Consider the following 12311-nt stretch of genomic DNA (forward strand, 5'->3'; position numbering starts at 1 on the left):
CTAGCTCAACTGGTTCGAAGGCAAAACCGCCGCGGCCGGCACGGACTGCAGATACCGCGACAGGGCATCCACCTGCCTGGTGACCGACATCGAGGCGAGACTGAAGCGCGGCGCGAAGGCACCGGTCCGAAACACGTACTGCTCGCGCCGCCGGATGAGGTTCCATTTCGCCGTCCGCGTCAGGAATTCGTGCATCAGCAGCGGCTGCCTTTCCCCCGATATCAGCTGGTAGTGGAAATAGAACAGGTTCAGCGTGCCGGCCTGGTAACTCGGCCTCGTCTCGGCCGGCAGTGCCGAAATCCTTTCTTCCAGCGCAAGGATCCATTCGGCGGCACGGCGAACCGTGTCCATCGACAGGACCTCACCGATGTCGCGCAGGCCTTGCGTCTCTTGTGCGAGCCCTTCGCGCTCGAGGTTCTCGGCGACGATCTTCAAATGGGTCCTGCGCATTTCGCGCTTGTGCCTGTTGGTCACGCTGTCGTCATGGATACGATAGGCGATCAGGCTTTCGGGGATCATGGCCGCCGGGTAGCGGTCGGTCAGCCGCCTGAACAGGTCGAAATCCTCGGCATGCTTGTAGCTTTCGTCATAAAATAGAACGCTCTCTTCGATGACCTTCCTGTTGTAGACGACCGTGGAATGCATGAAGATCGTGAAGAACATCGACAGTATTCGCAGGATATTGTCCTGGAATATCGGATCGGGCGAACCCCGGACGATGCGGTTGCCGAGCAAGGTATCGAAACCCGCGCCGCATAGAGCCAGGTCAGGCTGCTGGTTGAACAGCGCGACCTGCCGCGACAGGCGCTGGGGATAGGCGATGTCGTCGGCGTCCATCCTGGCGACCAGATCGCCGCGCGCCACGGCCAGGCCTTCGTTCAAAGTTGCGATCAGGCCACGGTTTTCGCGTGAGATGATCGAGATGCGATTGTCGGCCTGGCGGTATTTCTGCAGGATCTGCAGCGAGTTGTCGGTCGAGCCGTCATCGATGGCGATGACCTCCAGACGCTCGTAATCCTGGCGCAGGACGCTGCCCAGCGCAGCGGCGAGATAAGGTCCCGCATTGTAGATCGGCAGCAGAACGGAAACCAAGGGAGCAGCAGCCATGATCAGCTCCGATCGGTTCGGTGCAGCTTGCGCGGCAAGGGTGACGTGCCACCATCAAGCGGCCTGCCCGGATATGCTCCGGCCGCGAGCCATCCGGCATTGCCCACGTCCATGCCTGCCGAGATGGCGCCTCGGCCTTTTCCAGCAACATAGGGGAAGTGGCGCTTGAGGCTGTTGAGCGGCTTTTCGAAAAGCAGCCAAGAAACCGAAGCCAGCATGAGCGTCGCAGTTCCCGCGACCAGGAACCGCCCCGGCCCTTGCTCCGAGACGTTGAGCGGGATCCAGGGCTGCGACTTGACAACCAGAGCCAGCACTATGGATGGTAGAGATAGACGCCGTAGCTTATGCGGCCAAGGCCAAGCAGCGGCGGCAGTTCGAGAAGTTTTCCGACGCGACCGCCAATGCCCGTTGAACAGCTTGCAACGATGACCACCAGAGGCGCGACAGGCAGGATCTGCAACAGCAGCCAGAGACCCCATTCCTGCACCGGATTTGCCGGCGCCGGCGCAAACCACTGCAGAACGAAAAACGCCGCGGCGAGCCCCGGCCAGCCAGCTCGAAGCCATTGCGGCAAGCCGGCTGTTCTTGACCGGTAGGCGGCGAGCAGCGCGCCTGACGCCAATGCATCCATCGACGCCGGCGGCAGCAGGTCGCGCGCCAAACCGGGCGTTCCCGCGATCGGCCAATAAAACCGGTAGGCCAGCGACAGCATGATCACGCCGATGCAGATCGCTTCGAGGCGCTGGCGCGGTGCCAGCAGGACGATCAGTGGCCAGGCGATATAGAACTGCTCCTCGATGCTCAGGCTCCAGAAATGGCAGAGCAGCCAGGGCGTCCATTCATTCTGCGCCGCGTACCAGAAATTCGACAGATAGAGGGCATGCCAGGCCAGTGATCCTCTGGACTGCTCCAGGTCCACCAGCCAGACGAAACCCAGCACGGCGAAATAGGGCGGGAATATTCGCAGCGCCCGCCTGATATAGAAGGATTTCAGCGCCGGTCCGGTTTCGAATTCGGCGGCCGCTCTGGCTTCCAGCAGCAGTCGCGTGATCAGAAAGCCGCTCAGCACGAAGAACAGGCGCACGCCGATATGGCCCCAGAACGAGGACCCTCCGGCCGCGAAGAAATGGGAGTACAGCACCATCGTCACGGCGATGGCCCTCAGCGCGTCCAATTGGGTGTCGCGCGCATTTCCCATTAGCGGCATACGCCGGAGGGACGGCGAAACTGCCAATCGGTCAATATAGCGGCGTCGTTCACGGCGCATTCCAATCGGAAGCGCCCCCTTGCGCAGAATAGGACCACCATTGTGCAACGCAACACAAAAAGTTGACACATTTGAAACAGGAACGTGAGGCGCGACTAATAAAAGCCAAAAAACAGCAGGAAACAGCCTGAATTGTCCATTCTTGACGATTTTTTCGCACTGCCTTGGCCCGCCGATATCGGCGAGAGGGTGCTGCGATGCAGCATGTTCGCCGCCATCACGGGCGCAAGATCTGGGTCTGGACACAGATGCCCCGCCACAGGACCGGCCGGCAACCGACGCTCGGCGACCTTTTTGCTGCGCTGGCGCGGCTGCTGTTAGCGCGACAACAGTGGGAGCAAGCGCAAGCTTCCCGCCTTCGAGTTACGCCTCCTTGCTGGCATTCGCGAGCGCCACTGCGCGACGCTCCGGGAGCCCCAATCCGACGAGCGCGCCGGCGAGCGAGAGCAGAGCGGAGACGTCGATTGCCGAGGTGAAGCCATCGCTGAACGCGTCGGTGGACGAGAAGCTTCCAGTGCCGGCGAACACCGCACCGGCGATCGCGATCCCGGATACGCCGCCGAGAAAGCGGAATGTGTTGAACGTGCCGGCAGCCTTGCCGACCTCCGGCCGGGCGACCGCATTGAGAACCGCGTTCTGCGCGGCAGGCATGGCCATCGACACGCCGGCACCGGTAATGATCAGCGGGGCGACTAGCTGAACGTAGGGCAGATCAGGTGCGGCGATCTGCGCCAGCCAGGCCATGCCAGCCGCTTGCAGGATCAGTCCGGCCACCACAAGCCAGCGCTCGCCGACTCGGTTGATCAGGCTGCCGGCGATCGGTGCGACCACGAAAAGCGTGGCGGTCCAAGGCAGCAATCCCATGCCGGCGCCGAACGGCCCACGGCTCTGGGCAAACTGCAGAAACTGCGGCAACAGGAATACGAGGCCGTACATGGCGGCGCAAAGCAGGAAGTTCGCCCCTACGCCCGAGGAGAATGCGCGCGCCTGAAAGAACCGCAAAGGCAGCATGGGCTCACGGGCACGCAGCTGCCAAAGGACGAACGCGATGGCGAGAAGCAGCCCGGCCGTCAGCGCCGTCAGCACTTCAGAGCTGCTCCAGCCCACGATGTTGCCGCGCATCAGGCCCCAGACCACTCCGAATGCCGCCGCAGTTACCAGCACGACGCCGAGGACATCGATAACCGTGCCCGGCCCGTGACTCTCCGGAATCCGACGCAGCACCAGCGGGATGAGAACGATGCCGACCGGGACATTGAGCCAGAAGATCCAGTGCCAGGAGAGGCCTTCGGAAATCGCACCGCCCGCTATCGGGCCGATGATCAGGGCCAGGCCGGTGATGCTGCTGAAGATACCCAGCGCCTTGCCTCGTTCCTCCGGAGGAAAAGCGACGCTCAGCAGCGCCATGGCCAGCGGCATGACCATCGCGGCACCTGCGCCCTGGACCGCACGGGCCGCAATCAGCAATCCGGCATTGCCAGCGAGCGCGCACGCAACCGACGCTGCGACGAACAACGCCAATCCGGCAACGAGCGTACGGCGGCGGCCGAACCGGTCACCGAGCGCAGCCCCGGTCATGAGCAGGACGGCAAAACTCAAATTATAGGCGTTCATCGTCCATTGCAGCGTCTCCAGCGAGGCGTCGAGCTCGACGCGCATCGTGCTCAATGCCGTCGCCACGACCATCGCATCGAGAACGACCATCAAGGAGCCTATCGACGTGAGGGCGAGAACCCAGACCTTCGTTGATCCCGCACTTTGCTTGCTCATGACTATGGCGCCTCCGGCTTGAACAAAGGGCCCGCCAGGTTGACGGGCCCGTGATCCAGAGACGCGTAGGGAACATCAAAGGATTCCAGCAGGAGAAAGTTTTTTCGACCGAATCCTTTTGCCATCGTCGAGCGTCTATAAGACGCTGCGCCCGATGGCGGGCGCCTCTGCCTGGGAGATACGCATGAGATCGACCCTTGTGCGATGACCGGATCCGCAATCGGCACGCCAGAAGGACGGGAGCCATTCGACCGGCTGCTCGGCGAATTGCGGCCGAAACTGCACCGTTATTGCGCCCGCATGACCGGTTCGGTGATCGATGCCGAGGATGTCGTCCAGGAAGCTACGGTCAAGGCGCTCGAGGCGTTCCCCGGGACCGGGCCGATAGCCAATGTCGAGGGCTGGCTGTTTCGCATCGCGCACAATGCCGCGCTCGACCACCTACGCCGTCGTGCCAGGTTGGATGCCGCGCATGTCGTTGAGGATATCGATATGATCCCTGACCCCGGTATGTCGGCCGAGGGTCGACACACTGCAGCCGCAAGCCTGCAGACCTTCATGCGCCTGCCCGCGGCGCAGCGTAGCAGCGTCATCCTCATGGATGTGCTCGGCTATACGATCGAAGAGATCGGCAACATTATCGACAGCAGCGTTCCGGCGGTGAAAGCCGCACTGCATCGCGGCCGTCTGCGCCTGCGCCAGGTCGCCGGCGAGCCTGACGATCGGCCTGTGCCGGTGTTGGCCGAGCCCGAACGGGCGCGTCTGGCAGCCTATGTAGAGCGGTTCAACGCCCGCGACTTCGATGCGATCCGCGACATGCTGGCCGAGGACGTCCGGCTTGACCTCGTCAACCGGCTCCGGGCGAGTGGCCGCACGAAAGTGGGCCGGTACTTCCACAATTACGCGGGTATCCACGATTGGCGGCTGCTTCCAGGCCTGGTGGATCGGCAGCCAGCCATTCTTGTGATCGATCCGGACGACTCGGCCGGAGGGCTAAAATACTTTATCCTGCTGGAATGGGCCGGCGACAGATTGGCGAGAATTCGCGATTTCCGCTATGCGCGCTACACGCTTGACGGCGCCGAGGTGGTGCCTCTGCGGGCATAGCAATTCGCGTTTCATAATGCCGAACAAACACTGCCAGCTATTTTTGGATCGCGGCCGCTTGCCATCCAAGCGGCCGCCCTTTTCCACCGATCCTGCTTTAAGCCGGTTGCAACTCCCTGCGCGGCAGCGGCGGGAAGGCGATCGCAATCGCCATCGCGCCAAGCCCGACAAGGGCCGAGCCGATGAACAGCCAGGAATAGCTGGCATAGGCATCGAACACCATGCCGCCGGCGAGCGGGCCGAAAGCCATGCCGAGGCTGGACAGCATGGTTACTGCACCGAACACCGTACCGAGGATGCGCTGGCCGAAATATTCCCGCGCCAGCACCGCATAGAGCGGCATGACGCCGCCATAGGTGGCGCCGAAGATGACGGCGAGCGTGTAGAATTGACCAAGCTCGCTGACCGCCAGATAGGCTGCGATGACCACGGCCTGTATGGCCAGCCCGGTGATCAGCACCGGCTTGACGCCCAACCGATCGGCAAGCACGCCGTAAAGCAGCCGGCCACCCAGCCCTGCCAGGCCCTCGATGCTGTAGATGCTGACCGCCGCCATCGGCGCTATGCCGCACAGCATGGCATAGCTCACCATGTGGAAGATCGGCCCGGAATGCGCCGCGCAGCAGGCAAAGAAGGTCAGTCCCAACACGATGAATTGCGGCGAGCGCAGCGCCTGCGGAACCGTCATGCCGGCACCCTCGGCGGCAACGCTTGGGGCAGCGCCGTCGGCAGCGGGCTTGGGCGGCTGGCGCACCAGAAGCGCGGCCGGCAGTAGCAGCACCCACGCGGTTATGCCGATGTCGAACATTGCGGTGCGCCAGTCGTAGGCCGAAATCAGCCAGCGGGCGAAGGGCGAGATGGTCATTGGCGCCACGCCCATGCCGGCCGAGACCAGCGAGACGGCGAGGCTGCGGTTCGTGTCGAACCAGGCGGAGGTCAGCGCAATCATCGGCGCGAAGAAGGCGCTTGCCGCGAGGCCGACGAGCACGCCGTAGGCCAACTGGAAAACGAGCAGCGAACCGGTGCGGCTGGCCAGGACCAGCGCCAGGCCGAGCAGCACGGCGCCGGTCATGACGACGATGCGGGCGCCAAAGCGGTCGTAAATGGCGCCCCAGGCGAAGCCGCCGAGGCCCATTACCAGGAAGTTCAGCGTCATCGCACTCGATATGCCGGCGCGCGACCATTGTGTGTCAAGCGCCATCGGTTCGAGAAAGATCGCCAGCGAGAACATCGCCCCGAGGGCGACACAGGTCATCAGCGCACCAGCCGCGACGATAACCCAACGATAGGGAAGGCTCATTTCACTTTTCTCCCATGCCGGAAGCGTTGATACGGCACGACCTTTTCGAGCTTCGCCGAGCCGCTTGCGTCCGAAGGACGTTGGATATGTCATGAATCCGACAATCCGGTTGCATTTTTTATCCAGTCGGCGCGATGGCGCCATTCCACGGCTTTCTGGATTGACCGCGCACCATTCGAAGCTAGATTTCCAACCGGCGATCAGGAGCTGTCAAGCATGGCAAATCAGGAACTTCATCGCGGGCGTCTCATCGACCACCTCCATCTGGTGGTCAGGGATCTCAAGGCCAGCCGTCGTTTCTACGAGGCGGTTCTCAACGTGCTCGGCATACCGATCGGTGGCGCCGGCAATGATTATTTCTGGGCCGACGAGCTGTTCATCTCCAGCCCCGACAGCCCGGCGGCCCTGGGAAAGCTGACCGGCCGCCACCACCTGGCCTTCCAGGCAAATGACCGCGCCATGGTCGATGCCTTCTACAGGGCCGGGCTTGAGGCCGGCGGCACCGACAATGGTGCGCCGGGCGAGCGATCCTACCATCCCGGCTATTACGCCGCCTTCCTGCTCGACCCCGACGGCAACAACATCGAGGCCGTCCACCACGGCGCGGCCAACCGCAGCGCCGATTCAGTTAAGATCACGTTCTAGCTCTATGGACAGGTAACGAAGGCGGGGGTCGCTTGTGCTACTAACAGGGTAATCTCGAAGCCGCCGCTGTCTTTGCCACGGAGCCCTGCGCTATCGCGCCAGCGCCGCCATTTGGCCCGCAAGGAAGTCGACGAACAGCCGCGCCCGGACCGGTAGCTGCCGCCCGTAGGCATGGACGATGTGCACCGGCATGGTCCGCATCGCCACCTCGGGCAGCATGCGGACCAGGCGGCCCGTGTCGAGATCGTCCTGCACCGCAAACTGCATGAGATGCGCGATGCCGGCGCCGGCAAGTGCGGCATTGCGGATGGCGCCGCCGTCATCGGTATCGAGCCGCCCATCCGGCACGATCATCGTACCGTCGGCAAATGTGACCGGATAAGGCCGGCCAGCCATCTGGTGGCGGACGAATTCATGGTCCCGTAAATCCTCGACCGATGCCGGACGGCCGCGCCGCTCGACATAGGCCGGTGAGGCCACCAGCATGATCGGCAGATTGGCGATCTTGCGCGCGACGAGCCCGGTGTCTGAGAGCGGCCCCATGCGCACCGCAACGTCATAGCCTTCGCGGATCAGATCGGCGTGACGGTCGGTGACGCTGAGCTCCAGTTTGACTGCGCCGTGCTGCGCAAGGAACGCTTGCGCCCATGCCGCGATCAGGCCACGCCCAAGCTCGACCGGCGCTGTAACGCGCAGCAGGCCGCGCGCCGTATCGGCCATCTGAACGATGTCTTCGGCATCGTCCAGCGCCCTGAGCAGCGGCGCCACGCGCTCGTAATAGACGATGCCTTCGCTGGTGAGCCCGAGCCGGCGCGTCGAGCGCTGGATCAGCCTGACGCCGAGCCGACGCTCGAGCCGCGCCACGCTTTTCGACACTGCCGACGGGCTGGAGCCGACCAGCCGGCTGGCGGCATGGAAAGAGCCGGCATCGACGGTTCGGACGAAGGCGACGAGACCGGCGGTCTTTTCGAGGATGGTGGTCATTCCGGAATTCCAGGAACGAAAGAACGGATTGTGGGCACCATAATACGCGTTTCGATCATGATTAAATACCGCTCATCGTCAACAAAGGAGAGATTTGATGAGCAAGCTGAACGGCAAGGTCGCCATCGTCACCGGCGCCTCCAACGGTATCGGCGCCGCCATCGCCAAGAGTCTTGCCACGGCCGGCGCCGCAGTGGTCGTCAACTACGCCTCGTCACGGGAAGGCGCCGACCGCGTCGTCGCCGAGATCGAGGACCGTGGCGGCCGCGCCGTCGCCGTCCAGGGCGACGTGTCGCAAGCGGCTGATGTGCGCCGCCTGTTCGAGGCGGCGAAATTGGAGTTTGGCGGGCTCGACATACTGGTCAACAATGCCGGAGTCTTCGCATTCGAGCCGCTGGAAGCGGTTACCGAGGCCGAGTTTCACCGCGAGTTCGACACCAATGTGTTGGGCATCATTCTGACCACGCAAGCAGCAGTGAACCATTTTGGCGCGGGCGGCGGCAGCATCATCAACATAAGCTCGGTCGCCAGCCGCAATCCGCAACCGAACTCGCTCGTCTACGCCGCGACCAAAGGTGCGGTGGACACGATCACGCTGTCGATGTCGCGGGAGCTCGGCGCACGCAACATCCGCGTCAACGCCATCGCGCCCGGCGGCATCGATACCGAGGGCCTCGCGCGCATCGGCATCGTCGGCAGCGAATTCGAGAAGCAGATTATAGCCATGACGCCGCTCGGTCGCTTCGGCCTGCCCGACGACGTCGCCCGCGTCGCGGTGTTCCTCGCCTCCGACGAAGCGTCCTGGCTGACCGGCGAGCGCATCACCGCCTCCGGTGGCTGGCGATAGGCATGGAGGGCGCGAACCTGCCGGCTCGCTGACCGTGCTACCCGCGGCGCGACGCACTGCAATCGATGACGAGAGCGATCTAAGCCCTATGTAGCAGCGAGGAAGGAGCGCCGTGCGCCATCGATGACGGCGAGATGCCAGGGAGGTAACGGATGACGGGCGACGAAACAGCAATCCGAAAGCTGGTCGAGACGTGGATGGATGCGAGCAAGCGTGGAGACATCGCGACCGTCCTCAGCTTAATGACGGACGACGCGATCTTCATGGTTCCCGGCCGGGAACCCTTCGACAAGGAGATCTTCGCGGCAGCCGCGCGGGAGACGGCCGGCGTTCATATCGACGGCACGAGCGATATCGTGGAACTACAGCTTCTCGGCACTTGGGCCTTCATCCGCAGCCGCATCAATATGACCGCGACCCCGCCGAATGGCGAGCCGGTCCATCGATCGGGATATGCGCTGACGCTCCTGCGCAAGGAGGCGGATGGTGAGTGGCGGCTCGCACGCGACGCAAACCTGCTGACCCAGCAAGGCTAGAGCCGGTCTCCGGCATCGCTGCACCTGAAGGCGCGCCAGGGGGGAGCGATTAGATGGCGAAGATGCGATGCAGGTCGCCCTGAACAGCGTTCCCCTCCTCTACCCGATCACACCGGCAAAAGGGCGTTCGGCTTGACATCGGCGATGGAGGCGAACGTGTGCGTTTCGCGCACGCCGGGCAGCGGCAGGATGACCCGCTGCAGGAAATCCTGGAACACCGCCATATCGGCGATCCGCGCCTTGACCAGATAATCGAAACCGCCAACCACCATATGGCACTCCAGAACCTCCGGAGCTTTCGCCACGGCTTCGGCGAAGCGGTCAAAGACATGAGGCGCCGTGTGGTCAAGCCGGACCTCGATGAACACCAGCGTTCCCCGGCCGACCTTGCGCGGATCGAGCATGGCCCTGACCGCGGTGATGAACCCGTCGCGGAACAGGCGCTTAACCCGCTGGCTGGTTCCGGTCGGAGACAGCCCGACACGCCCGGCAAGATCAAGCGTCGTCCGGCGTCCGTCTTCCTGGAGCAACCGGAGCAGGCTGCGGTCTATCTGGTCGAGGTCGCTCATTTCACAATCCACGCTATCTAAGGGATTTGCGTGTTGATTTCACGCAGAGACACCGAAATCAACGTATTTCACAACATAAAACCTCGCAATAGCCTGCGCTTCCCTCACCGCTGAAAGCAAACGTGGTGAGCCGATTTCGAACACAGGAGTGCAGGATGACCAAGGAAGCGTTCAGCCCAGCCGGCAAGAGTGCGGCAGAAATCAGCAAGGGAGCGACCGAGATCCTGGTGCTGAGCGAAACCGATGTGATGGAATGCATCGACCTCAGTCAGCTTCTCGATGTTCTGGAAGACGGCTTCAAGGCGCTGTCACAAGGCAGGGTCGTCAATCCACCCCGACCACAGCTCGACATCCCCGAGGCCGGCTACAGCCTCGCCATGCCGGCCTGGATGGAGGGCATGAACCTGACCGTCAAGATCGTCAACGTCTTCGAAGGCAACCTGGCCAAGAACCTGCCCAGCCACCTCGCCACCATCACCCTGTTTGATCCGCTGTCCGGCCTGCCGGTGTGTATCATGGACGGCACCTTCATAACCGCGGTGCGGACCTCCGGCTCCGCCGTGCTGTCGGTGCGCACGCTTGCCCGCAGGGACGCCAGGATAGCGACCGTGGTCGGCGCCGGCGTGCAGGCCAACCAGCACCTGCATCTGTTGCCCTTGGTGCGCGACTTTGCCGAAATCCGTGTCGCTTCGAAGAGCTTCGACGATGCGGCAGCGCTTGCCCGGCTGCATCCGTCGGTGGTGGCGGTCGCCGATCTCGAGACGGCAGTGCGCAGTTCCGACGTGGTGTGCCTGGCGACCCACTCCTACCAGCCGGTGATCGACGCAGGCTGGGTCCAGCCGGGCACGCATGTCTCCTCGGTCGGGGTGGCGCCGCCCGGCGGTGAAATGCCGATCGAGCTCATCGGCAGATCCAGTCTTTTTGTCGAAACCAAGGATGCATTCAAACCGACCCCGGTCGGATCTTGCGAGCTTGCCGGCTTCGACCCGGATTTCGGCACCGAGCTTGGCGCCATGCTGCTCGACCGCGCGCCGGGCCGCGTTTCGGATCAACAGATCACCACCTACAAGGCGATGGGCATTGCGATGGAAGACATGGTCGCTGCCGACCTCGTCTATCGTTGCGCCCGGCGTCTGCGCAAGGGAAAGCTCATCGTGCTGTAGGGGCGCGCCGCACGCCAGGCGGGATCGACGGTGCTGACAGTGGCGCTTTCGCGCAAGCGGCCGGGCTAAAGGCCGGCCCCTCAGGCCGGCTCGCGCTTCAGCGCCTGCGCCATGCAGTGAATGCCGCCGCCGGTCTTCGAGATCTCGCTCATGTCGATGGCCGCCACCTCGAAGCCGCGCGCCTTGAGCTGGCCGATCAGCGTCTGGCTCGAGGTCGGGGCGATTACCCTGTCCTTGCCCAGCGACATGAAGTTGCAGCCGAGCGCCATAGTATCCTGGAACGGCACGTCGATGATCTCGTGGCCCTTGCCCTTCAGCCAGTCGACGATGCCGGGCTCTGTACAGGCAAGGCAGACGGCGGTCAGCTTTTCGGCGATCGGCACCACCATCAGGTCGATATGGACGTAATACTCGTCGATGAAGGCGATGCGGGTCTCCCAGCCCTCCTTGTCGAACCAGGCCTGGACCTGGCGCGCGCCCTCCTCCTGCGTGCGGGCGCCACCGCAGCCGATCAGCACGACGCCGTCCTCGATGACGTTGAAGTCGCCGCCCTCGAACGTGCCGGCGGTGACCATATCATAGATCGGGATGCCGAGCTTCTCATAGGTGCGGATCGCCGCGTAGTTCTCGCCACGCCGCCACCATTGCGACATGGCGGTGATGATGGCGCCGTACGGCGTCATGACGCTGGAATCGCGCGAGTAGACCTGCATCGGCAGTTCCGGCGTCGGCTCGTGCCAGTGGATGTTGACACCGAAATGCTCATAGGCGGCGACCAGGTCCTTGTGCTGCGCCTGCGCGATCTGGACGTTGCATGGCGCTTCGCGCAGGTGCTTGCGCGACAGCGAGCTGGTCGAGAGATGGCGCAGGAAATTCGGCGAGCCGAGCAGCACGTCGGTCAGCACGTCGGTCTCGTTGGCGAAGCCCCAGGCGGTCAGCGGCTTGGTTCCGCCGGCCGGGTTGCGGTGCTGCAGCGAAAACGGCTCGGCGACGATGCGGTCATGGACGGTCATGGG

11 protein-coding genes and 1 pseudogene are annotated in these 12311 nt (G+C 63.5%); 5 read left to right on the forward strand and 7 right to left on the reverse strand.

Annotation, left to right across the window (positions count from 1 at the left end; translation table 11 throughout):
* The 3 genes and pseudogenes from NKH33_RS14970 to NKH33_RS14980 all read right to left on the reverse strand — a co-directional run bounded on the left by NKH33_RS14970 (position 1) and on the right by NKH33_RS14980 (position 4144).
* Positions 1 to 1107: a glycosyltransferase family 2 protein gene (locus NKH33_RS14970; protein ID WP_352473738.1), complete on the reverse strand. Its 1107-nt coding sequence runs from the start codon at positions 1105 to 1107 to the stop codon at positions 1 to 3.
* Positions 1108 to 1109: 2 nt separating this feature from the next.
* Positions 1110 to 2305, reverse strand: a pseudogene (locus NKH33_RS14975) (acyltransferase family protein).
* Between the two features lie 432 nt (positions 2306 to 2737).
* Positions 2738 to 4144 (reverse strand): MFS transporter, encoded by a 1407-nt coding sequence (locus NKH33_RS14980; protein WP_352473740.1) that lies wholly within the window; start codon positions 4142 to 4144, stop codon positions 2738 to 2740.
* A gap of 204 nt (positions 4145 to 4348) precedes the next feature.
* Between NKH33_RS14980 and NKH33_RS14985 the strand changes: the two genes are divergently transcribed.
* Entirely contained in the window at positions 4349 to 5251 is a 903-nt protein-coding gene (locus NKH33_RS14985) for a sigma-70 family RNA polymerase sigma factor (protein ID WP_352473741.1), read from the forward strand.
* A 97-nt stretch (positions 5252 to 5348) separates the two neighbouring features.
* Here NKH33_RS14985 and NKH33_RS14990 read toward each other — a convergent pair whose 3' ends face one another.
* Positions 5349 to 6551 (reverse strand): MFS transporter, encoded by a 1203-nt coding sequence (locus NKH33_RS14990; protein WP_352451471.1) that lies wholly within the window; start codon positions 6549 to 6551, stop codon positions 5349 to 5351.
* Positions 6552 to 6767: 216 nt separating this feature from the next.
* Here NKH33_RS14990 and NKH33_RS14995 point away from each other — a divergent pair, with 216 nt between their 5' ends.
* Complete coding sequence (locus tag NKH33_RS14995) at positions 6768 to 7196, forward strand: VOC family protein (RefSeq protein ID WP_352473742.1); 429 nt, start codon at positions 6768 to 6770, stop codon at positions 7194 to 7196.
* A gap of 90 nt (positions 7197 to 7286) precedes the next feature.
* On the opposite strand, the gene NKH33_RS15000 is transcribed toward NKH33_RS14995, so the two are convergent.
* Positions 7287 to 8180 carry a LysR family transcriptional regulator gene (locus tag NKH33_RS15000; protein WP_352473744.1) on the reverse strand — a complete coding sequence of 298 codons (894 nt, stop codon included), beginning with the start codon at positions 8178 to 8180 and terminating at the stop codon, positions 7287 to 7289.
* A gap of 97 nt (positions 8181 to 8277) precedes the next feature.
* On the opposite strand from NKH33_RS15000, the gene NKH33_RS15005 reads away from it, so the two are divergent.
* Complete coding sequence (locus tag NKH33_RS15005) at positions 8278 to 9027, forward strand: SDR family NAD(P)-dependent oxidoreductase (RefSeq protein WP_352473745.1); 750 nt, start codon at positions 8278 to 8280, stop codon at positions 9025 to 9027.
* A gap of 152 nt (positions 9028 to 9179) precedes the next feature.
* Positions 9180 to 9563 (forward strand): YybH family protein, encoded by a 384-nt coding sequence (locus NKH33_RS15010; RefSeq protein WP_352473747.1) that lies wholly within the window; start codon positions 9180 to 9182, stop codon positions 9561 to 9563.
* 107 nt (positions 9564 to 9670) lie between these two features.
* On the opposite strand, the gene NKH33_RS15015 is transcribed toward NKH33_RS15010, so the two are convergent.
* Entirely contained in the window at positions 9671 to 10132 is a 462-nt protein-coding gene (locus NKH33_RS15015) for an Lrp/AsnC family transcriptional regulator (RefSeq protein ID WP_023677275.1), read from the reverse strand.
* A 155-nt stretch (positions 10133 to 10287) separates the two neighbouring features.
* On the opposite strand from NKH33_RS15015, the gene NKH33_RS15020 reads away from it, so the two are divergent.
* On the forward strand, positions 10288 to 11295 hold the full coding sequence (locus NKH33_RS15020; protein ID WP_352817112.1) for an ornithine cyclodeaminase family protein: 1008 nt from the start codon (positions 10288 to 10290) through the stop codon (positions 11293 to 11295).
* Positions 11296 to 11375: 80 nt separating this feature from the next.
* Here the strand turns inward: NKH33_RS15020 and NKH33_RS15025 are convergent, their stop codons facing one another.
* The gene (locus tag NKH33_RS15025; protein WP_023677273.1) at positions 11376 to 12308 is read right to left on the reverse strand and encodes a dimethylarginine dimethylaminohydrolase family protein; all 933 of its coding nucleotides are present in this window, start codon (positions 12306 to 12308) and stop codon (positions 11376 to 11378) included.
* Positions 12309 to 12311 lie beyond the last annotated feature (3 nt).

It is taken from the genome of Mesorhizobium sp. M1182 (assembly GCF_040318335.1).
In the GTDB taxonomy this organism is placed as follows: Bacteria; Pseudomonadota; Alphaproteobacteria; order Rhizobiales; family Rhizobiaceae; genus Mesorhizobium.